The sequence below is a fragment of the Thioclava sediminum genome (genome assembly GCF_002020355.1).
GTDB lineage: Bacteria > Pseudomonadota > Alphaproteobacteria > Rhodobacterales > Rhodobacteraceae > Thioclava > Thioclava sediminum.
Map to the genome: position 1 here is coordinate 233,286 of NZ_MPZV01000002.1, position 25,260 is coordinate 258,545.

Genomic DNA, 25,260 nt, shown 5'->3' on the forward strand with positions numbered 1-25,260 from the left:
CGTTGCCGCTTTGTCGATTACTTACCGAAAGCGCAGCCCGATTTGATGCCGAACTTGCCGAAGATCATCGCCGCCGGGCAGAAGCCGGTGAAAGCCGATTGCAGCAGGTTCGCGCCGATGAAGGCGGTGAACCACAGCCAATATATCGAGACATAGACGGCCAGCAGCAGCGAGATCAGGATCATCACGCCAGCAAAGGCAAAAATCGCACGGTCGAGGTTCATTCGAGGGCACTCCACGAAAAAAGGTTACGTTGTCAGAAGATATAACAGTTACTCACGACAAATTCAATTGCTTGCATATGTCGCGCGACGCTTGACCGCAGCCCCGTGCAGGATCAGATAACGCCCTATGAGCGAAGCCACTTTTATCATCGACGCCATGCATTGCGGGGCCTGCACCGGACGGGTCGAACGCGCACTCATGGCACAACCCGGCGTACAGAACGCCTCGGCCAACCTGATGGCGCGCAGTGCGCATGTTGAGTTCGACGGGCCTGCCGATCTCGAAAGCCTCAAATCGGCCCTCGACCAGGCGGGCTATCCGGGCCGTCTGAAAGAGGAGATGGCCAGCGGCCCCAGCGCCGCCGAGCGCCAGATGCAGGAGGCGCGCCAGCTCAAGCGCCAGTTCCTGACCGCGCTCGCGCTGACCGCCCCGGTCTTCGTGCTCGCGATGGGCGCGCATATGATCCCCGGCATGCATCACCTGATCGCCAATACGATCGGGATGCAGGCAAGCTGGTGGGTACAGATGATCCTCACCGCGCTGGTGCTGGCCTTCCCAGGCCGCGTTTTTCTGCGTATCGGGGTGCCCGCGCTGTTGCGCGGCTCGCCCGAGATGAATTCGCTCGTCGCGATGGGCTCGCTCGCCGCGTTCGTCTATTCCGCCCTCGTCACGCTTGCGCCCGGGCTTCTGCCCGAGAGCGCGCGCGGCGTCTATTTCGAGGCGGCGGCGACCATCGTCACGCTGATCCTGCTGGGCCGCTGGCTGGAGGCGCGCGCCAAGGGCCGCGCAGGCGAGGCGATCTCGCGGCTGATCGGGTTGCAGCCCAAGACCGCGCGCGTGCAGACCGAAAACGGCGTCGAGGAACGTCCGATCGAGGAACTCGTGCCCGGCGACATCCTTCTGCTCGCCCCCGGCGAGCGCGTAGCCCTCGATGGGATGATCGCCGAGGGCGCCGGCCATATCGACGAGAGCATGCTGACCGGCGAGCCGGTCCCCGTCGCGAAATCCGAAGGCGATCCGATCACCGGCGGCACGGTGAATGGCGAATCCGCGCTGAGCTACCGCGTCACCGCGACCGGCGCCGACACCGTCCTGTCGCGGATCATCGCGATGGTCGAAGCCGCGCAGGGCGCGAAACTGCCGGTGCAGGCGCTGGTCGACAAGGTCACCCGCGTCTTCGTGCCCGTGGTGATGGCGCTGTCGCTCCTGACTTTCGCGATCTGGATGATCGCGGGCATGGGCTTTTCGCATGCCTTCGTCGCGGCGATTTCGGTGATGATCATCGCCTGCCCCTGCGCGATGGGTCTGGCGACGCCGGTCTCGATCCTCGTGGGCACCGGGCGCGGCGCCGAACTGGGCCTGCTGTTCCGCCGCGGCGACGCGCTGCAACGCCTCTCGGAAGTCGCAGTCGTGGGCTTCGACAAGACCGGGACGCTGACCGAAGGCCACCCCGCCCTGACCGATCTCGAACCACTCGCCGATCTGCCCGAGACGGAAATCCTCGCGCTCGCTGCAGGGGCCGAGGCGCGCTCGGAGCATCCGCTGGCCCGTGCGATCCTCGCCGAGGCTGAGACGCGCGGCATCGCCCATGCGCCGGTCAAACGCGTCAAGGCGTTGTCCGGCAAGGGGCTGCGCGCGCAGGCCGAAGGCGCGAAGCTCTGGATCGGCAATGCCGGTGCGATGGACGAGGCCGGGGCCGATATCGCCCCCTATGCCGAACGTGCGAAGGCGCTGGCCGCAAAAGGCCGCACCCCGGTCTGGATGTCGCTCGACGATCGCCCTGTCGCCCTGATGGCGCTGTCGGATCCGATCAAACCCGAGGCGCGCGAAGCGGTCGACGCCCTCCACAAGGCGGGCAAGCAGGTGGCGATGGTCACCGGCGACACGCGCGCCACTGCGGAAGCGGTCGGCCACGATCTCGGCATCGACCGGATCGAGGCCGAAGTGTTGCCCGACGGCAAGCGCGACGCGGTCGAAAGCCTGCGCCAGATCGGCCCGGTCGCCTTCGTGGGCGACGGCATCAACGATGCGCCTGCCTTGGCTGCTGCCGACGTGGGCCTCGCGATCGGCACCGGCACCGATGTCGCCATCGAGGCCGCCGAGGTCGTGCTGATGCGCGGCGACCCGAACGGTGTCGCGATGGCGCTGGAACTGTCGCGCGCGGTGATGCGCAACATCCGGCAAAACCTGTTCTGGGCCTTTGCCTATAACGTCGCGCTGATCCCGGTCGCGATGGGCATCCTCGTGCCCTTCGGCGGGCCCGGCCTGTCACCGATGCTGGCGGCGGGCGCGATGGCGTTCTCCTCGGTCTTCGTGGTCACCAACGCGCTGCGCCTGCGTCGCGCCCTGCGCTGATCCGGGCGTGGATCGGCGAGAGCGCGCCGAGGCTGGAACTCCGCCCTTCCCAAGCGGCAACGACGGCGTTTAGCTGCTTGCGACCCACCACCCGGAGCGCCCGCATGCTGACTCGTCGCCTCTTTCTGCTCTCGCTCGGCGCTCTCGCGGCCTGTGGCGGCTCGCCGCGGCCGATGGCGAAACCGGCCTACGCACTGCCGCTCCATCGCAACGAGACGCCGGAAATCCGCGCCCTGATCAACCGCTATTCGGACCATTATGGCGTTCCGCGCAGCCTCACCCACCGCGTGGTCCAGCGCGAGAGCCGCTACCGCGCCGATGCCCGCAACGGCCCCTATTACGGGCTGATGCAGATCCTGCCGCAGACCGCGCGTGGCATGGGGTTTCGCGGCAAGCCGCATGACCTGCTCGACCCCGACACCAACCTGAAATACGCGGTGAAATACCTGCGCGGCGCGTGGCTGGTCTCGGATGGCTCGGAAGATCGCGCGGTCAAATGGTATTCGCGCGGCTATTATTACGAGGCGAAACGGCGCGGATTGCTCCGGGAAACCGGGCTGCGCTGACCTGCGACCTGCGCATCCTCGAACGAAGGACGCTCCGCGGGGATATTTGAACCAAGGTGAAGCAAAGCGCCCTTCCTTCGGCTTGGCCGAAATATCCCCGCCGGAGGCATCCGACAGTTTCCAAGCAGAGCTGCCCTCACTCAGGCGCGCGCAACACCCCCGCAGGCCGCGCCGCCAAGGGACGCAGCGCGAAGACCAGACCGGCCAGCAGCGTCGCGATAACGCCGCCCGCGACGATCAGAAGCGCGGGGAGCGGGGCGAAATGGAACTCCGCCCCCATCACCAGATCGACCACGGCCCAACCCGCGAGCCCGCCGAAGAGGATCGCGACCAGACCCGCCGCCGCGCCCATCAGTGCCGAACGCAGCGCGAAGCTCGCTAGGATCGCCCCGCGCGTGGCGCCGAGCGTCTTGAGCATCGCAGCCTCCCAGGCCCGCTCCCGCTCGCCTGCCGCTGCCGCACCGATCAGCACGACGAAGCCCGTCAGCAGCGTCACGCCCGCGGCCAGCGAGGTCGCCCGTGCGATGGCCGAGAGCGCATCGGTCACGCGCTGCAGGGCGTCGCGCACGCGGATCGCAGTGATATTGGGGAAACGCTCCGCCAGATCGCGCATCACCTGCGCCTCGGCGCTTGGCGGCGCGTAGATCGTGGCGAGCCATGTATGGGGCGCGCCGCGCAGTGCCGCCGGATTGAGGGTCAGGACGAAACCGATCCCGCCGGTCGAGAAATCCACATCGCGGAACGAGGTCACCTTCGCGGTGATGTCGCGCCCGAGGATGTTCACCGTGATTGTATCGCCGAGCTTCAGGCCGATCTCCTGCGCCTCCTTGGCCGAGAAGCTAGCCAGCGGCGGGCCGTTATAGTCCTTCGGCCACCATTCGCCTGCGGTGATCTTCTCGCGCGGGGTCTCGGCATAGGTCACGCCGCGATCGCCGCGCAGCACCCAATGCTCGCCATGCGTCTTGCGCGCGTCCTCGCCGTTGATCTTGGTGATCACGCCGCGCAGCATCGGCACGCTTTCGACCTTGGTGACTTCGGGCATATCCGCCAGCAGATCGGTGAAGGGCTGGATCTGGTCGGGCTGGATGTCGATCACGAAATAGGCGGGTGCGACCTTCGGCAAATCGCGGTCGATCGCCCCGCGCAGACCGCTATCGACCTGCCCCACGGCCGCCAGAACCGAGAGGCCGAGGCCCAGCGACAGGATGACCGAGCGCGCTTCGGAACGCGGCCCGCCAATCGCGGCAAGGGCTGCGCGCAGCACGGGGCGGCCCCGGGCGCTATGCTGGGCGCGGCGCGCCAGCCAGCGGATCAGGCTGGCGGCGAGCGTGAGGATCAGGAGCGCCACGGCGATGCCGCCGAGGCTCGCCAGCGTCAGTGTCCAGAGGCCCGAGAACCACGCCGAGACGGAGACAATGACCGTCAGAAGCGCGACGGTCAGCACAAGCGTGGGCCAGCCCGGCAGGCGGCGGCCTGCGCCGGTGTCGCGGTAAAGCGTCGCCGCGCGCATCTTCGACATGCGCGAGAGCGGCCAGAGGGCAAACAGCATCGCGACCAAGGCACCGTAAAGCGCGGCCTCGCCCAGCGGGCCGGGATCGAGCCCGATCTCGACCGGCAGCGGCAGCGCGCGTTCGATCAGGCCGGATGCGCCGAGGACGAGACCGGCGCCAAGGACGAGCCCCGCGAGAATGCCCGCGAGGCCGAGAGCTGCGAGCTGCAGCAGAAACGCCGCGCGGATCGTACTTCCGGTCGCGCCGAGCGCGCGCAGGGTGGCGATGGTGGGCGCTTTGCGTTCGATCCATGCCGCGACGGTGGCTGAGATGCCGACGCCGCCCACTGCCAGCCCGGCAAGCCCGACCAGCACGAGGAAAGAGCCTAGCCGTTGCACGAAACGCTCCGCCCCCGGCGCGGCACGGCGGCGGTCGGACCAGCGCATGCCAGCCCCGTCGAACCGGGTCTCGGCCTGCTGTTTCAGGGTGGCGAGGTCGGTGTCTGGCGGCAGGGTCGCGCGGTATTCGGTCTCGAAAAGCGAGCCCGGCGAGAGAAGCGGCGTGTTCTCGATGGCCGAGAGCGAGACGATGGAATGCGGGCCAAGCCCCATCCCCGTCCCGGTCGAATCCGGCTCGCGCACGATCCGCGCCATCATCACGAAATCCTGCCCGCCAAGCTGCACCTTATCGCCGGGGCTCAGGCCCAGACGGTCGGCGAGGATCGGATCGAGGAAAATCCCCGGCACGCCGCCCTGCCCCGTCAAAGCGTCCGGCGCAACGGGCGGATCAAGCTGCAGCTTTCCGGTCAGCGGATAGGCCCCGTCCACTGCCTTCACCTGCGTCAGCGCGCGGTCGGCGGGATCGGTGCCGGTCGACAGCATCGAGCGAAAATCGATCACCTCGGAGACCGCGGTGGCGCGGTCGGCGATCCATTGCAGCTCCTCGGGCTTGGCGCGGCGATAGGTGAATTCGTATTGAGCGTCGCCGCCCAGCAGCACCGCGCCCTGATCCGACAGCGCGCGCTCGATGGCCGAGCGCACCAGCCCCACGGAGGCGATCGCCGCTACACCCAGCATCAGGCAGAGCAGCATCACCCAGAAGCCGCGAATGCCGCCGCGCAGCTCGCGCCGGGCGATGGAGAGCGCGAGGCTCATGCGGGGGCGTCCGTTGCGATGTGATCGCCCACGACTTCGCCGTCGCGCAGCTCCACGATGCGGTCGCAGCGCGCGGCCAGTTCCGGTGCGTGGGTCACGAGAACCAGCGTCGCGCCGTGTTTCTCCTGCAGACCAAAGAGCAGCTCGATGATCGTCTCGCCCGTGGCACTGTCGAGATTGCCGGTGGGTTCATCGGCCAGCAGGATCGCAGGCCGCGGCGCGACCGCGCGGGCCAGAGCCACCCGCTGCTGCTCGCCACCCGACATCTGGCTGGGATAATGTTCGAGCCGATGCGCCAGCCCGACGGCGTCCAATTCGGCTGCGGCGCGCTCGAACGGGCGCTCCACCCCCGCGATCTCAAGCGGCATCGCGACGTTTTCCAGCGCCGTCATCGTCGGGATGAGGTGGAAGCTTTGGAAAACCACCCCCATATTACCCCGACGAAACCGCGCCAGCGCATCCTCGGACAGCTTCGAGAGATCATGGCCCAAAGCGGTGACAGACCCGGAGGTGGCGCGTTCGAGCCCGCCCATCAGCATGAGGAGCGACGATTTGCCCGATCCAGACGGCCCCGTAAGCCCGACGCTTTCCCCTTTCGCGATGCTCAGGTCGATCCCGTTGAGGATCTCGACCGGCCCGGTATTGCCATCGAGCGCAAGCCGCGCGTCTTTCAACTCAAGGATCGTGTCACTCATGCGCCGTCTTTCTTTTGCTTCAAAGGGATATGGGCCGCGGATGGGGATACGCAAGCGGATCGCGGCGGGTTTTATCGCCGCAGGGCTGGCTCTGGGGGCCGGGCCCGCGATGGCGGAGGTATCGATCCTCGCATTGGGGGACTCGCTGACCCAAGGCTATGGGCTCGATAATCCGGCGGACGGGCTGGTGCCGCAGCTGCAGGGCTGGCTGCAGGGTCATGGGCAGGATGTGAAGATGATCAATGGGGGCGTCTCGGGCGATACGACCGCAGGCGGGCTGTCGCGGATCGACTGGCTGCTGACGCCCCAGCCCGACGCGGTGATCGTGGCCTTGGGCGGCAATGACCTGCTGCGCGGGCTGCCGCCGGAACAGGCGCGGGCGAACCTCGATGGCATTCTGGCGAAACTGCAGGCGAAGGGCATTCCGGCGCTGCTGGCGGGGCTGCCCGCACCGGGGAATTTCGGGCCGAAATATCAGCAGGATTTCGACGCGATCTATCCCGATCTGGCGAAGAAATACGATGCCGTTCTGGTGCCCAACCTGCTCGCTCCGATCACGGAGACCCCGATCGAGGAGCGCGCCAAGACCGACCTGATGCAGCCCGACAATATCCATCCCTCGCCCGAAGGGGTGAAGAAGGTGGTTTCTGCTCTGGGTCCAAAGGTGCTGGAACTGCTCGCGAAGGTGAAACAGGGGAGCTGAGCGCTCAGCTCTCCTCTTCGGGATAGGCCGCCTTGCAGGCCGCGATCTGCGCCTCGGCGGCCTTCGACAGCTCCGCCTGCCGCTTCAGAAGCGCTTCCAGCTTGCGTTTCTCGGCGGCCGGATCGATCGGAATCGGGCGCTGCCGCGTCACCGTGTAATCCTCAAGGCACATACGCGGCCTCTGGATCACCTTGTCGCCCTTGGTGATCGTGTCGTAGCCGCAGATTTCCCAGCGGCTCGACGTGGTCTCGTAGCTCTGCCACGCGTAGCCCCGCGCGATGTTACCCTGCACCTCGCCCACCAGATTGGTGACGCGCCGCAATTCGGTCGTGGACTGGCGGATGCAACGCTCCTGCGGGGTGCCGCAGGCGGCGAGCAGGACGAGCGGGATCAGCATCAGGGCGTGGCGCATGGGCGGTCTCCTTCGCGTTCAGCCTACGCCCGCTTCCGACCGCGATCAATCGCGCCCTTCCCGCATCCCTCAGCGCCTGATAAGGATCACGCTAAAGATTTGGGAGGCCCTACGCATGACTGATACGGTTGAGGATTTCGACGCCCGCAAGGCCCGCGCGAGCCAGTGGTTTTCCGACCTGCGCGACCGGATCGTCACGGCGTTCGAGGGGCTGGAAGACAGCCATGCGCAAGGCCCGCTTTCCGATCAGGCGCCGGGCCGGTTCGAGGTGACGCCGACCGAGCGCAAGGGGCCGAACGGCGAGGATCATGGCGGCGGCAAGATGAGCGTGATGCGCGGCGGCCGCGTCTTCGAGAAGGTCGGCGTGAACATCTCCACCGTCTGGGGCGAACTGGCACCCCGCGCGCAAAAGGCGATGGCCGCACGCGGCGTGCCGGGGATGGAGGACGACCCGCGCTTCTGGGCCTCCGGGATCAGCCTCGTCGCACATATGCAGAACCCGCATTGCCCTGCCGTGCACATGAACACCCGCATGTTCTGGACGCCCGGCGCGTGGTGGTTCGGCGGCGGTGCCGACCTCAATCCCTGTCTTGAGTATGACGAAGACACCGCGCATTTCCACGCCGAGATGCAGGCCGCCTGCGACGCCCATGACAAGACCTATTACGACCATTTCAAAGCCTGGGCGGACGAGTATTTCTTCATCCCCCATCGCGGTCGGGCGCGCGGCGTCGGCGGGATTTTCTACGACGATCTGAACACCGGCGAGTGGGAGGATGATTTCGCCTTCACACAATCGGTCGGCGCGGGCTTCCTGCCCGCCTTCCAGCCGCTGATCGAGAAACGCCGCGTGCAGGACTGGTCCGAAGACGACCGCGAGACCCAGCTGCGCCATCGCGGGCTCTATGCGGAATACAATCTGGTCTATGACCGGGGCACGAAATTCGGGCTCGAGACCGGGCATAACGCAGATGCGGTTCTGATGAGCCTGCCGCCGGTCGCGAAGTGGTATTGAGGGGATAAGGCGCGCATAGGCCCAAGGTTGGAGGGGCGCTGCCCCTCTGCGCTTGCGCGCATTCACCCCGGGATATTTTCGCCAAGAGGAAGAGGGGGATGCGCGCCCGCATACTCGGACGCGCGCTCGGTCGAAACCGCGCGTCAGCCGTTGCGGATCGTTTCGACCATCAGGGCCACATTCTCCGGATCGGCATCGGGAGTGATCCCGTGGCCGAGATTGAAGATATGCGGGCCCTTGCTGAAAGCTTTCACCACGTGGCGCGTCTCGTCGATCAGCGCCTGACCGCCGGTGACCATATGCGACGACGCGAGGTTACCCTGCACGCAGCCGGACACCTGAACATGTTCGGCGCCCCATTCCGGCGTGATCGAATTGTCGAGCGCGACGCAATCGGCGCCGGTCTTCTGATGGAAGCCGATATAACCCTCGCCCGCCTCGCGCGGGAAGGCGATGACCGGCAGGCCCGGGAAGCGCGCTTTCATCTCGGAGATGATCTTGCGGGCGGGTTCGACGGCGAAATCCTCGAAATCCTGACCTTTGAGCGAGCCCGCCCAGCTGTCGAAGATCTTCACGACCTCGGCCCCGGCCTCGACCTGTTTCGACAGGTATTCGATGGTCGAGACGGTAAGCAGGTCGATGATCTTCACGAAAGTCTCGCGATCTTCGGCCTTCAGCGCATGGGCCGGGCCCTGATCTTTCGTGCCGCGACCCGCGATCATATAGGTCGCGACGGTCCACGGCGCGCCGGCGAACCCGATGAGCGTGGTCTCTTTCGGCAGTTCTTCCGAGAGGATCGAGACGGTCTCATAGACCGGGTTGAGCGTCTCGTGGATGTCGTCCTTGGTCTTGAGCTTGGCGAAGCCGTCCGCCCCGGTGATGGTCGAGAGGCGCGGACCCTCGCCGGTGACGAACCACAGATCGGCGCCCAGAGCCTGCGGCAGCAGCAGAATGTCGGCAAACAGGATCGCCGCGTCGAAGCCGTAGCGGCGGATCGGTTGCAGCGTCACTTCGGCGGCCAGTTCGGGATTGTAGCACAGCGACAGGAAGTCGCCCGCCTTCGCCCGCGTCGCGCGATATTCCGGCAGATAGCGCCCTGCCTGCCGCATCATCCAGACCGGAGGGGTCGGCAGCACTTCGCCTTTCAAAGCTCGCAGGATCGTCTTGTCGGTCATTCTTGCGCCTCCTCTTTGCACCCCTTCGACGCGACCTGTGGCGTCATGTCAAGCGCAGGGCTTCTTGCAAGGTCCATCTGTCGCGGATATTCCGGGGCCATGACACAGATGCCCGATGCGAAATCCCCGCTCAAGATCGGCACCCGCGGCTCGCCGCTGGCGCTGGCGCAGGCCTATGAGACCCGTGACCGGCTGATGGCCGCGCATGGTCTGCCCGAAGACGCTTTCGAAGTCGTGGTGATCAAGACCACGGGCGACGACCGGGCGATGATCGCGGCGGACAAGCCGCTCAAGGAGATCGGCAACAAGGGCCTGTTCACGAAGGAAATCGAAGAGGCCATGGTCGATGGCCGCATCGATATCGCCGTGCATTCGATGAAGGACATGCCGACCGAGCAGCCCGAGGGGCTGGTGCTCGATTGCTACCTGCCGCGCGAAGACGTGCGCGATGCCTTCGTCAGTCTCGAATACGACTCGATCATGGCCCTGCCCGAAGGCGCGACGGTCGGCACGTCCAGCCTGCGCCGCCGGGCGCAGCTTGCCCATGTGCGCCCCGATCTGAAACTTGTCGAGTTTCGCGGCAATGTGCAGACCCGGCTGAAGAAGCTGGCGGACGGCGTCGCTGCGGCGAGCTTCCTCGCCTATGCGGGGCTGCGGCGTCTGGGGATGGAGGACTCGGCGCGCGGGCCCATCGCTCCCGAGGAGATGCTGCCGGCCGTCGCGCAAGGCGCGATTGGGATCGAACGCCGGATGGCCGATGCCCGCGCCGAGGCGCTTCTCGCGCCGATTCATGATCTGGTGACCGAGCAGCGCCTGCTGGCCGAACGCGCCTTCCTCGCGACGCTGGACGGCTCTTGCGAAACGCCGATTGCGGGGCTTGCGCTGATCGAGGGCGACCGGCTCTGGCTGCGCGGCCAGATCCTGCGTCCCGACGGTTCCGAGGCGCTCGCGGGCGAGCGCTGGGGCAATATCGACGAGGGCGCCGCGATGGGCGAACACCTCGCGCGCGATCTGCTGTCTCAGGCGGGCGAAGGGTTCTTCGACTGGCGCTGAGCACTCAGCACAGAAGCTGACCGGCGGCGCGGCGCTCCAGCGCCCGCTCCATCTCGGGGATTTCGCCGTCGCCGAAGCCGCGCAGGGCAAGGCGTTCCAGCGGGCTGATATCGCACCAGAGGTTTTTGAGCACCTTGTCGCGGCGCTTGCGCGGCACATCGGCCAGACGCATCTCGTAGATCTCGTCCGCCGCCGCGAGCAGGCGCGGATGCAGAGCCTCCAGAAGCGGCTCGAACGCGGCACGCGCGGACTTGGCATTACGCAACCGCAGGATCGCGCCCTCCCCTATCGTCATCGTCTGGATCAGCGTCCAACCGAGCACGTCGGCAGCGCGATGCGGCGGGATCGGGGCGTGACCGCTGAGGCCGTAGGTCAGGCTCAGAACCCCGCGCTCTTCTTGCGGCATCGCCAGCACCACGCGGGCGCACTCCTGTTCCAGAGCGGTTTCGGCATCTTCCAGACGGCCCAGCCGCGGGGTCGTCACCTGCGCGGGCGGAACCTCCGCGCGCAGCAGGATATTGCGGATCACATTGTCGAACTTCAGTGCGATATGACGCGAGAGCATGATGCTTCCTTTTACATGTACAACCTCTCCCGCCCTGCCTTTTGAACTAGGTTTCCAGCGCAGCCGTTCCCTGCCTGTGGCGGTTTTTCGCCGAGCATTTCGCTAAGCCTTTGTAGCTCCACGAGTAAGGCTTCGCGGCTGCCTCTTGAACTTGGACGCCCGAAGGCGCAAAGCGGCGACATGCTACGTCCGATCCGCCTTGTCCTCTCCGATCCTGCTCTGCGCCTCGCCGCCATTTTGCTGGTGCTGTTCGGCGCCCATGCGGCGACGATGGGGCCCTATGTCTCGGCGCTGGCGATCAAGGTCTTCGGCCTCTCGGACCGCGCTTATTCGGGCGTGCTGATGGTCGCCTCGGTGCTGTCGGTCTCGGCCTCGGTCGGGCTTGGCATCCTCGCCGATCAGCGCGCGAACCGCCGGGCCATCGCGCTTGGCACCTCGGCGATGCTGATCGTAGGCTCGGGGCTGGTGCTGGCGGGCGACAACTGGGTGGTCTTCGTGATCGCCAACGCGCTGATCTTGCCGCTCTCGGCATCGATCTTCGGCCAGCTCTTCGCACTCTCAAGGCTTGCAGCCTCGACCCACCCCGCAGAGGACCGGCCCGCGATCCTCTCGACGCTGCGCGCGCTCTTCGCGCTGCCCTGGGTGGTGGTGCTGCCGATCTGGTCGGTGGTCTTCGACCGAGGCGCTGCGATGACCTCGATCTACCCGGTGACGCTGACGTTGGGGGCTACGATCCTCGCGCTGACCTTCCTGTTCTGGCCGCGCGACGGCGCGACGCGCTGGCCCGACCCGAAATCGGGGCTGACTTTCCGGCAATCCCTGCACGAGATGGCGAACCTGCCGATCCTCGCCCGCGTCGTGGCGCTTGGGACGATCAACGGGTCGATCATGCTCTATCTCGTCGTGATGGGGCTCGTGTTCGAGGCGACGCCCGGTCGTGGGGCCGCCGATACCGCGCTTTACGCAGGGCTCATGGCGGGGCTGGAGGTGCCCTTCATGCTGGCGCTGCCGCTGGTTCTGGGTCGGATCGAGCGCACGACGATGATCTGGATCGGGGCTGCGCTTTACGCAACCCATCTGGGGCTGCTGCCGCTGCTTGCGCCCACGCCTTACGTCTGGTTTCTCGCCCTGCCTGGCGCGATCGGCGGCGCGGTCGTGCTGACCCAACCGATGGCCTATCTGCAGGACCTGCTGTCGAACCGGCCCGGCGCGGGGGCCTCATTGATGGCGCTGCAGAAACTGGCAGGCGACGGGTTCTCGGCGGCCATCTTCGCCATTGGAACGGCTATTGCGGGCTATGAGCTGGCCGCAGCGGCAGGCGCCCTTCTGGGCGTGGCCGGCGCGGGCGTACTCTGGGCGATGGACCGGCGCGCGGCGCGGTCCTGAGCCTTAGAAGGCCGGGACCTGCACGCGGTCGAGAAGGCTGCGCCCGCCATCGACATTGATGATCTGCCCGGTGACGAAGCTCGCCCCCGAAGACGCCAGATACTGCACCGTCTCTGCCAGCTCCGACGGCGGCGCGATCCGGCCCAGCGGCGTGCCTTCGCAGATCGCCTCTCGCCAGTCGTCGTTTTCCTTCAGCGCATCCTGCAGCGAGCGGCTCATCACCGAAGCGAAGCTGACGCCGTTCACCCGGATCCGCTTCGGCGCGAGCGCCACGGCGAGCGAGCGGATCGCCTGATCCTGCGCCGCGCAGGCGATCGAATAGGCCATCAACTCGGGCTGGGTACGGTTCGAGGCCAGCGTCGAGACGTTGATGATCGAGCCGATCTCGCCTTCGGTCCGACCCTCATCCTCGGCCTGCTTGATCATCCGCTTGGCGGTCATCTGACTGACCCGCAGCGCCGATTTCATGTTCTGCGACAGCATCGAATCGAGCACCTCGACGGACGGATCAAGCGGATCGCAGGGCGCGAAGGTACGCGCACAGTTCACCAGAATGTCGATCCGGTCGAACGCGTCCACGGTGGCCGAGAGCAGGTTCTTCACCGCCAGCTTCTCGCACAGATCGCCCGAGAAATAGCGCACCGGCCCTTCGGTCTTGGCCGTGTCGCCCAGTTCGGCGGCAAGCTTCTCTTCATCGATATCGGCAAACATCACCTGCGCGCCGCGATCGACGAAATGGCGCGCGATGGCCTGACCGATACCGTGGGCTGCGCCCGTGACGATGACGGTCTTGCCGGAAACAGAAAGGGACATTGGGTGTCTCCTCGTGGATGTTGAGGCAGGTTAGGCGAGCTTAGCGCCGCTTGCGAGGGGCAAGGCGGCGTTTCGGCTCGGCTGTGGCGCGCGTGCCCGCCGATTTCCCCGGGGTCTTCCCGGCGGGGATCGGCTTGGCAGCGCGGATGATACGGAAACGGGTCGAAGGGCCGCTGGGCGGCGTGATCTCTTCAATCTCGTGGAACGCCGCGGCGAGCGCGTCGGCATAGGGCAGATGGCGGTTCGCCACCATCCAGAGCGTGCCCGACAGCGACAGCATCCCGCGTGCGGCCTGAATGAAGGCCAGACCGAGTGCCGGATCGGCCCCGCGCGCTGCCCCGTGGAAAGGCGGGTTCATCACGACGGCCGTGTAGCGCTCTTCCGGCGCATGCCGCGTGGCATCGGCCCAAAGGAACTGTGCGCGTGGATCGGTGATGTTGCGTTTCGCGCAATCCAGCGCGACCGCGTCCGACTCGACCAGATCGAGCCGTTCGACGCCCTTGCGGGCGAGGATCTGCGCCGAGAGCCAGCCCCAGCCCGCGCCGAGGTCGGCGACTTTCGACGGTAGGCTATCCGGCAGGCACTCCGCCAGAAGCGCCGAGCCCTCATCCACCGCATCCGCGGAGAACACGCCCGGACGGGTCACGAAGCCTTCGACCGGGTGGATGTCCTGAGCCGCCCAGTCGGTCAGCAGGTCGGGGGCTGCGAAGAACCATGCGATCTTGCCATGGGCCTTTGCGATCGGCGCGGACAGCTCCACCCGTCCCCGCAACTCCTTGAGCAGCGAGTCGATCCCTTCGGTCTTCACCCCGTCGATATAGATCGGCCCGCCCGGCGCCACGCGCTGACAGGCTTCGGCAATCAGCGCGCGGGCTTCGGCCTTGGCGCGGGGCGCGAAGATGATCGCGGCGGCATAGCTGCCCTCGGCAGTCGGCGAGACGCGAACGCCGCGCTGCGCGAGCACGTCATGGTCGGGTTTTTCGGGCTGAATCGCGACGAGGCGATCGACCGGAAGACCGCCGAGGTCCAGCGTGCCCACAGGCGCGAACAGCGCGATGTCTCCCTCGGGCGGAAGCGCCTCGGGCATCTCGAGAGCGAGCGAAAGTCGCGGATGGCTCATGCAGGGAACCCTCTGAAAGAAACGAGCCCGCCGAATAGGCGGGCGCGACTGAATTTGCAAGGAACCGCTTGGGCGGCCTTTAGTCCTTCTCCATCGTGCATTGCAGCGGGTGCTGGTGGCGGCGCGCGAAATCCATCACCTGCGCCACCTTCGTCTCGGCCACCTCGAAAGAGAAGACCCCGACCACCGCAAGGCCCTTCTTGTGCACGGTCAGCATGATCTCGAACGCCTGCGCGTGGTTCAGACCGAAGAACCGCTCGAGGATATGGACGACGAATTCCATCGGCGTGTAATCGTCGTTCAACAACATGACCTTGTACATCGGCGGGCGCTGCGTCTTCGGCCGTGTCTTGGTCGCGAGGGACGCGTCGTTATCGCTGTCGTCCTGGTCGTCGTCGGACATCATGTAAAGAGGCTCGGTCAAGGGCGCTCCGGCATCAGGAATCGTTGAGGGGCTCTGGCGGAATATAGGGTCTTCGTGACATATGAAAAGTCCTTCGACACCTGTGACGAGAAAGGCGGGACCATGCGGCTCACGGCGATTGGCTTCGATGCGGATGATACGCTTTGGCATAACGAGCGTTTCTTTCAACTCACGCATGACCACTTTACCGAATTGCTGCGCGACCACGCCGAGCCCGATCATCTGGCAGAGCGGCTGATCGCGGCGGAACGTCGCAACATCGCGCATTACGGCTTTGGCATCAAAGGCTTCACCCTGTCGATGATCGAAACCGCGATCGAAGTGAGCGAAGGCCGCGTGCCCGCGACGATCCTGTCGGAGATTCTCGCGGCAGGGCGGGAGATGCTGTCGCACCCGATAGAGTTGCTGCCCCATGCACGCGAAACGATCGAGGCGCTGTCGGACGACTACCGCATCCTTCTGGTGACGAAGGGCGACCTGATCGACCAGGAGCGCAAGCTGGCGCAGTCAGGCTTGGGCGAGTTGTTCGACGCGGTCGAGATCGTCTCGGACAAGAAGCCCCCGATCTACACCGAGATTTTCGCGCGCCATGCCGAAGGGGCGGAGCACGGTCTGATGGCGGGAAATTCGCTGAAATCCGACGTGATCCCGATGATCGAAGCGGGCGGCTGGGGCGTGCATGTGCCCCATGAATTGACATGGGCTTTCGAGCATGCCGAGCCCCCGATGGATCATCCCCGCTTCGCGGAATTGCCGGACCTCGGCGCGCTGCCAAATTTCGTCGCGAAAATCACGGACTAAAATCTTTCTTCTCAGAAAAATTTTGCGAGCGCCGCGCCTTTGCGTCGCGTCACCTGCCGCATGACCTCACGCGCGCGCGAGCGGAACCAACCACTGCTAGAGACAACTTCGCGAGAGACCTACCACATATTGCGGTATTGCATGAATGTCGCAGTGAAAGCTCTTGAAAATAGACAGTTTCCAGCCTGCAACACCCATGCTACGCTTCTCGCTAACAAGCCCCGCAAGCTGGCTCAGATCGGCAACGCAAGAAGGGGCAAATTTGAGGCAGTGAAATAGGTGAAACCGTGACCACGCTGATGCGCTGGGTCCGTGATGGGCTATTCGTAATCCTTCTGACACTCATTGCGCCGATCGCTGCGCAGGCCGCGCCCTACGCGGCGATGGTCATGGACATGCGATCGGGCGAAGTTCTCTACTCCAAGAATGCCGACACGCCGCTGCATCCTGCGTCGCTGACGAAGATGATGACGCTCTACATCACCTTCCAGGCGATCGAGCATGGCGAGTTCAGCCTCGATTCCATCGTCACCGTGACGAAGCACGCCGCCAGCCAGCCGCCCTCGCGTCTCGGCCTGCGCCCCGGTCAGAAGATCGCCGTGCGCTACCTGATCCGCGCCGCCGCGATCAAATCCGCCAATGACGCCGCTGCGGCGCTTGGCGATTACATCGGCGGCTCGGAAGAAGGTTTCGCCGCGCGGATGAACCGCACCGCCCGGCAGCTGGGCATGAAGAACACCCATTTCGTCAATGCCAACGGCCTGACCCGCAAGGGCCACCTGTCCTCGGCGCATGACATGACGATCATGGGCCGTCACCTGTTCTTCGACTATCCGCAATATTACAACATTTTCTCGCGCCGCTCGGCGGATGCGAAAGTGCGCACCGTCTATTCGACGAACCGCAAATTCCTCGCGGCCTATAAGGGCGCGGATGGTATCAAAACCGGCTACACCTCGGCCTCGGGCTTCAACCTGACCGCCTCGGCACAGCGCGGCAACAAGCGCATCATCGCGACCGTCTTCGGCGGCACCTCCACTGCGCAGCGCAACGCGAAAATGGCCGATCTGCTGGATCTGGGCTTCAAGCGCGCTCCGAATAACGCGCCGACGAACCGCCCCCGGATCCCGCAATATATCGAGCCCGCGCAATCGCCGATGCTGATGGCCAACCTCGCGCCGAAGAAGAGCCCGCGCCCCGATATCCGCCCGACCGCGCCGACTGCGGATAGCGATGCGATCTCGATGGCGCTCGCCGCCGCGGTGCAGGCCGATCAGGTGGATGAGAGCACCGACATCCCCGAGGACGTGGCCGAAGGCGCGCAGGACGCTACTGCGGACACGCAAGATGTCGTCGTGGCCGATGCTGGCACGCTCGGGATCGGCGCGGAGATCACCGCAAGCCCCCGCCCGCAGCGCAACCCGCGCGAGATTCAGGTCGCGGACGCGACGAAGGCGCTTCCGGCCGAGGTGACCAAGGCTACCCCGCTGGCTCAGGCGCAGGCGCATGACGCCGCCGTCGCCGCCGGCAAGGCCAGCGCGGATGGCAGCGAAGAGCCGAGCGACGTGCAGCTTGCCTCCTACGAGCCCGGCGCGTCGGACGGCCCGAAATTCGTCCAGTCCACCCAGCCGCAGCCGGAGACGATGGAGCTGGCCGAGGCGCATACGCTCGATCTGGATCAAAACGGCAAAGCCGATGGCGCCAAGGCCCCGTCCAGCTTCGTGCAATCGACGGACCCGCAGCCCGAGACCGCGCAGATGGCCGCAGCCCCCGAGAAGCGCAAAAGCGAGATCATTCTCGCCGCTCTCACCCCCCCTGCCCCGGCCCCCGAGCAGAAACCGCGCGTGGTCGCCCGCGTCTCCAGCTCGGGTGGGCGCAACTGGGGTGTCAGCCTCGGCCTGTTCGGTTCGCGATTCGCCGCAGAGCGCCACATGCTGACCACGGCACTGATGGAAAGCGACACTTTGGGCGAAGCTTTGCGCAAAGTGGCCACCCGAAAGACCGGTTATGAGGCGAATTTCGTAGGAATGACCCAAGACATGGCACAACTGGCCTGTGCAAGGCTCGAGTCTCGCGCTATGGACTGCAAAGTGGTCGGCCCCTGAGAGTCTTCCCTTAGGGGCAAAATATGAAAAGCCGCGCTTGGTCAGCGCGGCTTTTCCTTTTTCCGGACCTTATGGCACCCGCCGCGCGGATCGCACCGACAGGAGCCTCCGGCGGGGATATTTATGCCAAGGCGAAGCGGGCGCGAATCTAAGGGGATCGGGCCGTCCGGTCCGGCCCTGCGCGTCGCGCGCTCAGTCCTGCTTCGGGTGGTCGTCGAACTCGTCGGAAAGGATGCGCTCGGCATCGCCTTTCGGGTCGTCATACTGATTGTTCTTCAGCGACCAGAAAAACGCCCCGAGGCCAATCCCGCCGAGCAGCAGGGAAATCGGAATCGAATAGAGAAGAACCTCCATGAGGGGCTCCTTTCAGCGCAGGCGCAGCGAGTTGAGCGAAACCGTGATCGAGCTGGCCGACATCGCGAGCGCCGCCATCAGCGGCGTCGCAAGCCCCGTCAGCGCGAGCGGCACGGCGATGATATTGTAGACGATGGAGATGCCGAAGTTCTGCTTGATCCGGCGGCGGGCGCGCACCGAGATCGAGGCGGCATCGGAAACCGGCGCGAGATCCTTCCCCAGAAGCACGATATCCGACGCCGTGCGCGCGGCATCCAGTGCGGAGGCGGGCGAGACCGAGACATGGGCCGCGGCCAGCGCGGCGGTGTCGTTGAGACCGTCGCCGACCATCAGCACGCGGTGGCCCTGTTGGGTCAGATCGCTCACGAGCTGTGCTTTCTCCGCGGGCAAGGCACCGGCGCGGTAGGTGTCGATCCCGAGCCGCGTGGCGAGATCGCTCACCGCGCCTTCGACATCACCAGAGACCAGCCAGACCTGCTTGCCCTGCGCCTTCAGACCGGCCACGGCCTCTTCGGCCCCGGTGCGCAGCGTGTCGGCAAAACGGATCGAGATCGGTGCCGCATCTCCAATCTTGAGATGGGTCGCGGTGGTCGTGCCGTCCTCGGCGCCGATCCAGTTCGCACGACCGAGCCGCACGCGCTGTCCCTGCCAGACACCTTCGACGCCATAGCCCGGAACTTCGCGCAGATCGCTCAGCGCAGCGGGCGCAACGCCCTGCCCTGCCGCGGCCTCATTCAGCGCACGGGCGAGCGGGTGGCTCGAGCCTTCGGCCAGCGCCATCGCGACGGACAGCGCCTCGGGCGAGAGATCGGAGAGGTTCTGCGGGCGCGGCGCGCCCATGGTCAGCGTTCCGGTCTTGTCGAAAACAACCGTATCAATCTCGGCCATACGCTCCAGCGCGGTGCCGTCCTTGATCAGAAGCCCCTTGCGGAACAGCTTGCCCGATGCGGCGGTCACCACGGCAGGCACCGCAAGCCCCAGCGCACAGGGGCAGGTGATGATCAGCACGGCGGCGGCGATATTCACCGCCAGACGGAAGTCGCCGCCCGTGATCCAGGCCCAGGCGCAGAACGCACTGAAGGACAGGATATGCACGATCGGCGCATAGGCCCGCGCCGCCCGTTCGGCGAGCGAGGTGTATTTCGTCTTCGCGCTTTCGGCCATCGCGACGAGATCGGCCATCCGATGCAGCGAGCTGTCGCGCCCGGCCGCCGTCACGCGCAGGGTCAGCGGCCCGGTCAGGTTCACCTCACCGGCGGAGAGCGTCATACCGGGCAGCACCTGCACGGGCAGGCTTTCGCCAGTCAGCAGAGAGCGGTCGCTCTCGGATTGGCCCTCGGTCACCTCGCCATCGGCGGGAATACGGCCTCCCGGGCGCACCCGGATCAGATCGCCGGGCACAAGTTCGCCCACGGGCACGGTGACCTCTTCGCCGTCGCGCAACACGGTCGCGCGGGGCACTTCCAGCGCGGCTAGCTCTTCGGCGGCCGAGCGCGCCACGGCGCGGGTGCGATAGTCGAGATAGCGGCCCACCAGCAGGAAGAAGGTGAGCATCGTCGCCGCTTCGAAATAGGCGTGTGCCCCGGAATGCATCGTCTCGAACAGCGAAATCCCGAGCGCGAGCAGGATCGCGAGCGAGATCGGCACATCCATCCCTAGACGCCCGCCGCGCAAGCTCGCCCAGGCATTGGCGAAGAAGGGCTGGCCCGCGAAAATCGTGGTGGGCAGCGCGATGGCCGCCGAAATCCAGTGGAAGAGGTCGCGCGTCGAATCCTCCGCCCCCGACCAGACCGCGATCGAGAGCATCATGATGTTCATCATCGCGAAGCCCGCGACGCCCATGCGCATCAAGAGGTCCCGTCCGCGCTTGTCGGCCTCGGTCGCGGACAGCATGCCGGGATCGAGCTCGTGCGCCTCATAGCCGATCTTGTCGAGCGCCGCGATCAGCCCCGCCGGTTCGACATCGCCCGCCGCATCAACCGAGGCGCGTTTCAGCGTCAGGTTCACCCGCGCCGACTTCACACCCGGCTGCTTCATCAGCTCGCGTTCGACATCGGTGATGCAGACCGCACAATGCGCCGTGGGCAGCGACAGCATGATCCGCGCGCCCTTGATGTCACCCGACTTCGCTATCTGCTCGGCCGAGGGGGCCGCGATGCAGGCGGGACAGGCCGAAGCCGAGACATGCTCGTCCTCGAACGGTTCGCTATGCGATGGAGAAGCGGGCGACACCGACATCGGCTCAGCCTTTCACGAACAGGTCAATCCGCTGGCGGAACTCCGTGCCGTCGGCGGCTTTCGCGTCGAGATGCACCAGCCACACGCCCGGCGCAAGATCGAGCTTCGTGGTGAAGATGCCGCCGACATAGTCGAAATCGGGCGTCATGTCATCGCGGACATGGGTGGTGCGCCCGACGAGCGCCTTGAACTCGGCCACCCTCGCGGGCAGCCCGTCCTCGTCGCGGATCACGAAGCTCAGCTTGCCGTCGGAATACTCCGGCGACACGGTCCAGCCGAGCGCATCCTGCGCCAGTTTCTCTTCGTTGAAGGTCTGCGAGGCGACATAGGAATTGTCGACCTCGAGGCCGGGGAAGGTGCTGACAGCCTGCCACGCCATGACGAGGTTGACCGCGATGATCACCCCGAAGGAGGCCACCGCGATCATCAGCACTTTTCTTCCGGTCAGCGGTTTCGCCATATCGGTCATTGTACCCTTCCGTTGAATACGGTCGTCTCCGACACGCGATCAGTATTGGTCATGTCCTCGATCCACATCGTCAGCTCGGTACGCTCGCTGGTGGCGATGGACGAACCGGGTTCGGCGACAATATAGACCCTTTGGGTCATGGTTTCATCTGCGGGCACCGTCACGGTGCTCCCGTCCTGACCTTCGAGCAACACGCTCAGCGTGCTTTGCTCGGCCGGATCGGGGGCTTTGACGGAGACCTTGAACTCGGTCGCCTCGCCCGCCTTGTTGCGCAGCCGCAGCGTGTAGATGTTGCGGATCGCGCCCGAGGGCTCCACCACGAAGAGCGGATCGCGGTTCGGCGTCACGTTGAAGTCGATGGGCGAGCGCATGAAGAGCGCGACGACCAGACCGATGCCGATCAGCGACCACATCGAGAAGTAGAGGATCGTGCGCGGGCGCATGATGTGCTTCCAGACATTGATGACCGGATTGCCCGAGCGCTCGTTCGCCTCGTCCTTCAGCGCCATGTAGCCGATGAGGCCACGCGGCTTGCCGATCTTGTCCATCATCTCGTTGCAGGCATCGATGCACAGGCCGCAGGTGATGCATTCAAGCTGCTGGCCGTCGCGGATATCGATGCCCATCGGGCAGACGTTGAAGCAGGCCATGCAGTCGATGCAGTCGCCCTGCGTCGGATCGTGCTGGCCCTTCTTGAGCTTGCCGCGCGGCTCGCCCCGCCATTCGCGATAGGCGATGGTGATCGTGTCTTCGTCCATCATCGCCGCCTGAATGCGCGGCCACGGGCAGGCGTAGATGCAGATCTGTTCGCGGGCGAAGCCGCCGAAGGCGAAGGTCGTGAGCGTCGCCACCGCGATCGTCGTATAGGCGATCGGCGAGGCGGTGCCGTGGAACAGATCGGTCAGCAGCGTAGGCGCATCGGTGAAGTAGAACACCCAGGCGCCGCCGGTCGCGACGCCGATCAGCAGCCAGAGCACCCATTTCGTGATGCGCTTGCGGAACTTCTCGGCGTTCCATTTCTGACGCAGCAGACGGATACGCGCGTTGCGGTCGCCCTCGACCCAACGCTCGACAAGGATGAACAGATCGGTCCAGACGGTCTGCGGGCAGGCATAGCCACACCAGACGCGCCCCAGCGCCGAGGTGAACAGGAACAGGCCAAGGCCCGCCATGATCAGAAGGCCCGCGACGAAGTAGAATTCATGCGGCCAGATTTCGATCATGAAGAAGAAGAACCGGCGGTTCGCGAGGTCCAGAAGCACCGCCTGATCGGGTAGCTCCGGGCCACGATCCCAGCGAATCCACGGCGTGATGTAGTAGATGCCAAGCATCACCGCCATGAGCACCCATTTCAGGTTGCGGAACTGGCCGTGCACGCGGCGCGGAAAGATCGGCTCGCGGGCGGCGTAAAGCGGCGGGGGATCGACTGGTTCGGTGGAGCTCACGACTCTCTCCGTTCATATATTTCTCTGCGTCACAGGCTCTTCTGGTATGACACAGTCGTGAAGGCTTTGACCTGCGTCAAAAAGACAGGTCTGCCATACAGGAAATCTTCACTGGTTGGTATTTTTACTGGTTACCGGCATGCGCCGCTTGCTTGAAGAGCCAAGACATGAACTGGCGTAGCGCCGGTCGCCTCACGCCCGGTCGCGTAACCGTGTAATAGCCTTTTTCCTCGCTGTCTTCAAACAGTAGCCGCAACCGTCCGGCCGCAATATCCTGCTCTACCCAGACCAAGGCGGTCACCGCCACCCCCTGCCCGCCGCGCGCCGCTTCGAGCAAAAGATTGCCCGGCATCGCTGTCAGGCTTTTGGCCTGATCCTGCGTGACACCATGGCGCGCGAACCAGTCGGTCGACTCGGAAGTGCCGAGCTCTTGCAGCCACGGCAGGCCACGCAAATCCGCCGGGCAGTCATACCGCCCATCCCCCACCAGCGCAGGAGCCGCAACCACGACGATGGGCGAGCGCACCAAAAGCCGCGACTCGAGGCCGGGCCAGTCCCCCGATCCGTAGCGCAGCGCCATCTCGACCCCGCCCGGCGCAAGCGTGGAGACGGTCGCCGAAGGGTCGATAGTCAGACCGATCTCGGGATGGGCTTCGCGAAAGTCCGGCAGCCGGGGCAACAGCCAGGCCGAGGCGAAGCTTGGTGTAGTGGCGATTTGCAGCGGGCGGGAGTCGGCGGTGTCGCTCAGCGAAGCGACCGCTTCGGCAATCGTGCCGAACCCGTCGCGCAGCGCTTGCGCAAGGCGGCGACCGTCGGGCGTCAGCGCAGGCCGCGGGCCCGACCGGTCGACAAGCGTCAGACCGAGCCGCTCTTCGAGCCCTCGCAATTGCTGACTGACGGCTGCATGCGACACGTTGAGCGCACGTCCCGCCTCGGCCACCGATCCGCACTCTGCGAAAGCCGAAAACGCCCGCAGCGCGGTCAGGGAGGGAAGGGTTCGCCAGTCCATATCTGTAACTTCAACTTACATAGTGGAAAGTTTCCTGAGTCGCATCTTCGCGCAAATAAAGCATCCTGACCAGAGTTGACCCGCCTTCAGGAGATCAGACATGAAAGATAGAGTTACGCCCGACACGCTGATGCTGTTCGCCCGCATGAACCTCCATCCGCCGCAAAGCAACTGGCCGCACCTGCCGGACCCGATAGACTCGCGTAAGCGCCATCGCGCACCGCGCCCCTCTCTGCGCCAACGGTTTCGGGAGATTTGGAAATGATCGGGATCTGGGCGCAGAGCTTCACCATCGCTACGGGCCTCGATCAGCGCCCCGGCCTGCCGGCGGCCCGCTCTCATCGGCGTTCACATCGGCGTGCAAAGACAAGCGCAGAGCTTGTTTTGCCCAAAGATGACCCCAAGATAGACGACAGGTAACCCTCGACAAACGAGAGGGCCCCGCGACGGGGGCCCTCTGAAATTGGGCACCGGCACCCCCAGGAAACGCGCGAACAGGACGGGGTGCCGGTGCGACCCGCCAGACCAAAGCCCCGCGGGATCTCTGTGTTTTCGACCGTTACTGGCCGCCGCCCAAGCTGTGAACGTAGGCTGCGACGGCGCGGATATCCGCTTCCGACAGACGCTCGTTCCAGTTCGGCATAACGCCAAAGCGGGCGTTGGTGACCGTGTAGGTCAGCGTGTCCACATCCCCACCGTAAAGCCAGACGGCGTCGGTCAGGTTGGGCGCACCCTGCATCTGGTCGCCGGTGCCGTCTTCGGCATGGCAGGCCGAGCAGTTGTCCATGAAGACGGTCTCGCCTTCAGTGGCCATTGCTTCGTCATGGTCCTGACCCGAGATCTTGCGGACGTATTGCACGACCTGATCGATCTGCGCGGGCTCGAGAAGCTCGTCCGTGCCGAAAGCGGGCATTTGCGAGTAACGTGCCTCGCCATCCGGGTCCGTCTCGTTGCGGATGCCGTGCGTGACGGTGAAATGGATGTCCTCCATCGTGCCGCCCCACAGCCATGCGCTGTCGAGAAGGTTCGGATAGCCCAGCTTCGAGTTGCCGCCCGCACCCGCACCGTGGCACTGCGCGCACCAGGTCCGGAACACGGCCGCACCAGCGTTCTGGGTGTAGTTGTTCAGCTCGGGATCGCTCGAAATCTGGTCGAGATCGACCGAGACGAGCTTCTCCTGGATCGGCTTGTTCGCCGCAGCGAACTTGTCGATATCGGCCTGCACATTCGCGCGGGTCGACGAGTGCATGATCCCCGGCGTCGCGCCGGATTTGAAGATCGGCCATGCCGGCATCGCGATCGAGTAACCGATCCCCCAGATGACGCAGGCATAGAAGGTCCACAGCCACCATTTGGGCAGCGGATTGTTGTATTCCTCGATGCCGTCCCACTGGTGACCCGTGGTCTCGACCTCGTGCTTGTGCTTGCTTGGTCTCTTGCTCATGTTCTCCACGCCTCCTTACAACGTGGCGCCGTCAGTCCTTGGGGGACCGGCTCTCGCCGGCCTCCGAGGCATTGGCGGGTTTGTCTTCGTGCCGGAACGGGATCTCGGACGTATCTTCGTAGGTCTTGCGCGAACCGGGCCGGAAGACCCAGGCCACGACGGCCAGGAAGAAGACGAACATGAAGATCAGAAACCAGCTGTCCGCGAATTCCCTGAAGATGTGATAGTCCATTGATCAGCTCCC

Annotated in this window: 25 protein-coding genes; 9 read left to right on the plus strand and 16 right to left on the minus strand. The window is 65.4% G+C overall.

Going from position 1 to position 25,260, the window contains the following annotated elements; all coding sequences use genetic code 11:
• Positions 1–17: 17 nt before the first annotated feature.
• Positions 18–224: a YgaP family membrane protein gene (locus BMI91_RS08345; RefSeq protein ID WP_078604636.1), complete on the minus strand. Its 207-nt coding sequence runs from the start codon at positions 222–224 to the stop codon at positions 18–20.
• Positions 225–351: 127 nt separating this feature from the next.
• Here BMI91_RS08345 and BMI91_RS08350 point away from each other — a divergent pair, with 127 nt between their 5' ends.
• On the plus strand, positions 352–2,580 hold the full coding sequence (locus BMI91_RS08350) for a heavy metal translocating P-type ATPase (protein WP_078604637.1): 2,229 nt from the start codon (positions 352–354) through the stop codon (positions 2,578–2,580).
• Positions 2,581–2,684: 104 nt separating this feature from the next.
• Positions 2,685–3,146, plus strand: a complete 462-nt coding sequence (locus BMI91_RS08355) for a lytic transglycosylase domain-containing protein (protein WP_078541963.1) — start codon at positions 2,685–2,687, stop codon at positions 3,144–3,146.
• 136 nt (positions 3,147–3,282) lie between these two features.
• Here BMI91_RS08355 and BMI91_RS08360 read toward each other — a convergent pair whose 3' ends face one another.
• Together BMI91_RS08360 and BMI91_RS08365 are read right to left on the minus strand one after the other, a co-directional pair.
• The gene (locus tag BMI91_RS08360; RefSeq protein ID WP_078604638.1) at positions 3,283–5,790 is read right to left on the minus strand and encodes an ABC transporter permease; all 2,508 of its coding nucleotides are present in this window, start codon (positions 5,788–5,790) and stop codon (positions 3,283–3,285) included.
• Positions 5,787–6,485 (minus strand): ABC transporter ATP-binding protein, encoded by a 699-nt coding sequence (locus BMI91_RS08365; RefSeq protein WP_078604639.1) that lies wholly within the window; start codon positions 6,483–6,485, stop codon positions 5,787–5,789. The genes BMI91_RS08360 and BMI91_RS08365 overlap by 4 nt, the downstream gene beginning before the upstream one ends.
• Positions 6,486–6,525: 40 nt before the next feature.
• Here BMI91_RS08365 and BMI91_RS08370 point away from each other — a divergent pair, with 40 nt between their 5' ends.
• Entirely contained in the window at positions 6,526–7,188 is a 663-nt protein-coding gene (locus BMI91_RS08370; protein ID WP_244176592.1) for an arylesterase, read from the plus strand.
• A 4-nt stretch (positions 7,189–7,192) separates the two neighbouring features.
• Here the strand turns inward: BMI91_RS08370 and BMI91_RS08375 are convergent, their stop codons facing one another.
• Positions 7,193–7,600, minus strand: coding sequence for a hypothetical protein (locus BMI91_RS08375; protein ID WP_078604641.1), 408 nt, complete (start codon positions 7,598–7,600; stop codon positions 7,193–7,195).
• Positions 7,601–7,715: 115 nt separating this feature from the next.
• Between BMI91_RS08375 and hemF the strand changes: the two genes are divergently transcribed.
• Positions 7,716–8,615 (plus strand): oxygen-dependent coproporphyrinogen oxidase, encoded by a 900-nt coding sequence (gene hemF / locus BMI91_RS08380; protein WP_078604642.1) that lies wholly within the window; start codon positions 7,716–7,718, stop codon positions 8,613–8,615.
• Positions 8,616–8,758: 143 nt separating this feature from the next.
• On the opposite strand, the gene hemE is transcribed toward hemF, so the two are convergent.
• On the minus strand, positions 8,759–9,790 hold the full coding sequence (gene hemE, locus BMI91_RS08385; protein WP_078604643.1) for a uroporphyrinogen decarboxylase: 1,032 nt from the start codon (positions 9,788–9,790) through the stop codon (positions 8,759–8,761).
• Positions 9,791–9,889: 99 nt separating this feature from the next.
• On the opposite strand from hemE, the gene hemC reads away from it, so the two are divergent.
• On the plus strand, positions 9,890–10,843 hold the full coding sequence (gene hemC / locus BMI91_RS08390; protein ID WP_075774169.1) for a hydroxymethylbilane synthase: 954 nt from the start codon (positions 9,890–9,892) through the stop codon (positions 10,841–10,843).
• Positions 10,844–10,847: 4 nt separating this feature from the next.
• Here hemC and BMI91_RS08395 read toward each other — a convergent pair whose 3' ends face one another.
• The gene (locus BMI91_RS08395) at positions 10,848–11,408 is read right to left on the minus strand and encodes a hypothetical protein (protein ID WP_078604644.1); all 561 of its coding nucleotides are present in this window, start codon (positions 11,406–11,408) and stop codon (positions 10,848–10,850) included.
• Between the two features lie 180 nt (positions 11,409–11,588).
• Between BMI91_RS08395 and BMI91_RS08400 the strand changes: the two genes are divergently transcribed.
• Entirely contained in the window at positions 11,589–12,794 is a 1,206-nt protein-coding gene (locus BMI91_RS08400) for an MFS transporter (RefSeq protein ID WP_078541972.1), read from the plus strand.
• A 3-nt stretch (positions 12,795–12,797) separates the two neighbouring features.
• Here the strand turns inward: BMI91_RS08400 and BMI91_RS08405 are convergent, their stop codons facing one another.
• The 3 genes from BMI91_RS08405 to clpS form a co-directional block, all read right to left on the minus strand.
• On the minus strand, positions 12,798–13,607 hold the full coding sequence (locus tag BMI91_RS08405) for an SDR family NAD(P)-dependent oxidoreductase (RefSeq protein WP_078520396.1): 810 nt from the start codon (positions 13,605–13,607) through the stop codon (positions 12,798–12,800).
• Between the two features lie 40 nt (positions 13,608–13,647).
• Complete coding sequence (locus BMI91_RS08410) at positions 13,648–14,727, minus strand: class I SAM-dependent methyltransferase (protein WP_078604645.1); 1,080 nt, start codon at positions 14,725–14,727, stop codon at positions 13,648–13,650.
• Between the two features lie 79 nt (positions 14,728–14,806).
• On the minus strand, positions 14,807–15,133 hold the full coding sequence (gene clpS, locus BMI91_RS08415; RefSeq protein WP_078520398.1) for an ATP-dependent Clp protease adapter ClpS: 327 nt from the start codon (positions 15,131–15,133) through the stop codon (positions 14,807–14,809).
• 120 nt (positions 15,134–15,253) lie between these two features.
• On the opposite strand from clpS, the gene BMI91_RS08420 reads away from it, so the two are divergent.
• Both BMI91_RS08420 and BMI91_RS08425 read left to right on the plus strand, forming a co-directional pair.
• Entirely contained in the window at positions 15,254–15,952 is a 699-nt protein-coding gene (locus BMI91_RS08420; RefSeq protein WP_078604646.1) for an HAD family hydrolase, read from the plus strand.
• A gap of 287 nt (positions 15,953–16,239) precedes the next feature.
• Entirely contained in the window at positions 16,240–18,057 is a 1,818-nt protein-coding gene (locus BMI91_RS08425) for a D-alanyl-D-alanine carboxypeptidase family protein (RefSeq protein WP_425274933.1), read from the plus strand.
• A 192-nt stretch (positions 18,058–18,249) separates the two neighbouring features.
• Here BMI91_RS08425 and ccoS read toward each other — a convergent pair whose 3' ends face one another.
• From ccoS to BMI91_RS08450, 5 genes are all read right to left on the minus strand, one after another.
• Entirely contained in the window at positions 18,250–18,411 is a 162-nt protein-coding gene (gene ccoS / locus BMI91_RS08430; protein WP_078520399.1) for a cbb3-type cytochrome oxidase assembly protein CcoS, read from the minus strand.
• Positions 18,412–18,423: 12 nt separating this feature from the next.
• Positions 18,424–20,649, minus strand: coding sequence for a cation-translocating P-type ATPase (locus BMI91_RS08435; RefSeq protein ID WP_078604647.1), 2,226 nt, complete (start codon positions 20,647–20,649; stop codon positions 18,424–18,426).
• A gap of 4 nt (positions 20,650–20,653) precedes the next feature.
• The gene (locus tag BMI91_RS08440) at positions 20,654–21,118 is read right to left on the minus strand and encodes a FixH family protein (RefSeq protein ID WP_341853195.1); all 465 of its coding nucleotides are present in this window, start codon (positions 21,116–21,118) and stop codon (positions 20,654–20,656) included.
• Positions 21,115–22,563, minus strand: a complete 1,449-nt coding sequence (ccoG, locus tag BMI91_RS08445; protein WP_078604648.1) for a cytochrome c oxidase accessory protein CcoG — start codon at positions 22,561–22,563, stop codon at positions 21,115–21,117. Before ccoG ends, BMI91_RS08440 begins: the two co-directional genes overlap by 4 nt.
• Positions 22,564–22,687: 124 nt before the next feature.
• Positions 22,688–23,572: a LysR family transcriptional regulator gene (locus BMI91_RS08450; protein WP_078604649.1), complete on the minus strand. Its 885-nt coding sequence runs from the start codon at positions 23,570–23,572 to the stop codon at positions 22,688–22,690.
• Positions 23,573–23,672: 100 nt separating this feature from the next.
• Here BMI91_RS08450 and BMI91_RS20025 point away from each other — a divergent pair, with 100 nt between their 5' ends.
• Complete coding sequence (locus tag BMI91_RS20025) at positions 23,673–23,837, plus strand: hypothetical protein (RefSeq protein WP_158522118.1); 165 nt, start codon at positions 23,673–23,675, stop codon at positions 23,835–23,837.
• Between the two features lie 294 nt (positions 23,838–24,131).
• Here the strand turns inward: BMI91_RS20025 and ccoP are convergent, their stop codons facing one another.
• Positions 24,132–25,016 carry a cytochrome-c oxidase, cbb3-type subunit III gene (gene ccoP / locus BMI91_RS08455; protein ID WP_078520403.1) on the minus strand — a complete coding sequence of 295 codons (885 nt, stop codon included), beginning with the start codon at positions 25,014–25,016 and terminating at the stop codon, positions 24,132–24,134.
• Positions 25,017–25,047: 31 nt separating this feature from the next.
• On the minus strand, positions 25,048–25,248 hold the full coding sequence (locus BMI91_RS08460) for a cbb3-type cytochrome oxidase subunit 3 (protein ID WP_078604650.1): 201 nt from the start codon (positions 25,246–25,248) through the stop codon (positions 25,048–25,050).
• Positions 25,249–25,260 lie beyond the last annotated feature (12 nt).

What these genes read in the sequence shown, in the direction of transcription:
- BMI91_RS08345 (WP_078604636.1), bottom strand. Translation starts at nt 224, where the DNA reads ATGAACCTCGACCGTGCGATTTTTGCCTTTGCTGGCGTGATGATCCTG.
- BMI91_RS08350 (WP_078604637.1), top strand. Translation starts at nt 352, where the DNA reads ATGAGCGAAGCCACTTTTATCATCGACGCCATGCATTGCGGGGCCTGC.
- BMI91_RS08355 (WP_078541963.1), top strand. Translation starts at nt 2,685, where the DNA reads ATGCTGACTCGTCGCCTCTTTCTGCTCTCGCTCGGCGCTCTCGCGGCC.
- BMI91_RS08360 (WP_078604638.1), bottom strand. Translation starts at nt 5,790, where the DNA reads ATGAGCCTCGCGCTCTCCATCGCCCGGCGCGAGCTGCGCGGCGGCATT.
- BMI91_RS08365 (WP_078604639.1), bottom strand. Translation starts at nt 6,485, where the DNA reads ATGAGTGACACGATCCTTGAGTTGAAAGACGCGCGGCTTGCGCTCGAT.
- BMI91_RS08370 (WP_244176592.1), top strand. Translation starts at nt 6,526, where the DNA reads ATGGGGATACGCAAGCGGATCGCGGCGGGTTTTATCGCCGCAGGGCTG.
- BMI91_RS08375 (WP_078604641.1), bottom strand. Translation starts at nt 7,600, where the DNA reads ATGCGCCACGCCCTGATGCTGATCCCGCTCGTCCTGCTCGCCGCCTGC.
- hemF (WP_078604642.1), top strand. Translation starts at nt 7,716, where the DNA reads ATGACTGATACGGTTGAGGATTTCGACGCCCGCAAGGCCCGCGCGAGC.
- hemE (WP_078604643.1), bottom strand. Translation starts at nt 9,790, where the DNA reads ATGACCGACAAGACGATCCTGCGAGCTTTGAAAGGCGAAGTGCTGCCG.
- hemC (WP_075774169.1), top strand. Translation starts at nt 9,890, where the DNA reads ATGACACAGATGCCCGATGCGAAATCCCCGCTCAAGATCGGCACCCGC.
- BMI91_RS08395 (WP_078604644.1), bottom strand. Translation starts at nt 11,408, where the DNA reads ATGCTCTCGCGTCATATCGCACTGAAGTTCGACAATGTGATCCGCAAT.
- BMI91_RS08400 (WP_078541972.1), top strand. Translation starts at nt 11,589, where the DNA reads ATGCTACGTCCGATCCGCCTTGTCCTCTCCGATCCTGCTCTGCGCCTC.
- BMI91_RS08405 (WP_078520396.1), bottom strand. Translation starts at nt 13,607, where the DNA reads ATGTCCCTTTCTGTTTCCGGCAAGACCGTCATCGTCACGGGCGCAGCC.
- BMI91_RS08410 (WP_078604645.1), bottom strand. Translation starts at nt 14,727, where the DNA reads ATGAGCCATCCGCGACTTTCGCTCGCTCTCGAGATGCCCGAGGCGCTT.
- clpS (WP_078520398.1), bottom strand. Translation starts at nt 15,133, where the DNA reads ATGATGTCCGACGACGACCAGGACGACAGCGATAACGACGCGTCCCTC.
- BMI91_RS08420 (WP_078604646.1), top strand. Translation starts at nt 15,254, where the DNA reads ATGCGGCTCACGGCGATTGGCTTCGATGCGGATGATACGCTTTGGCAT.
- ccoS (WP_078520399.1), bottom strand. Translation starts at nt 18,411, where the DNA reads ATGGAGGTTCTTCTCTATTCGATTCCGATTTCCCTGCTGCTCGGCGGG.
- BMI91_RS08435 (WP_078604647.1), bottom strand. Translation starts at nt 20,649, where the DNA reads ATGTCGGTGTCGCCCGCTTCTCCATCGCATAGCGAACCGTTCGAGGAC.
- BMI91_RS08440 (WP_341853195.1), bottom strand. Translation starts at nt 21,118, where the DNA reads ATGACCGATATGGCGAAACCGCTGACCGGAAGAAAAGTGCTGATGATC.
- BMI91_RS08450 (WP_078604649.1), bottom strand. Translation starts at nt 23,572, where the DNA reads ATGGACTGGCGAACCCTTCCCTCCCTGACCGCGCTGCGGGCGTTTTCG.
- BMI91_RS20025 (WP_158522118.1), top strand. Translation starts at nt 23,673, where the DNA reads ATGAAAGATAGAGTTACGCCCGACACGCTGATGCTGTTCGCCCGCATG.
- ccoP (WP_078520403.1), bottom strand. Translation starts at nt 25,016, where the DNA reads ATGAGCAAGAGACCAAGCAAGCACAAGCACGAGGTCGAGACCACGGGT.
- BMI91_RS08460 (WP_078604650.1), bottom strand. Translation starts at nt 25,248, where the DNA reads ATGGACTATCACATCTTCAGGGAATTCGCGGACAGCTGGTTTCTGATC.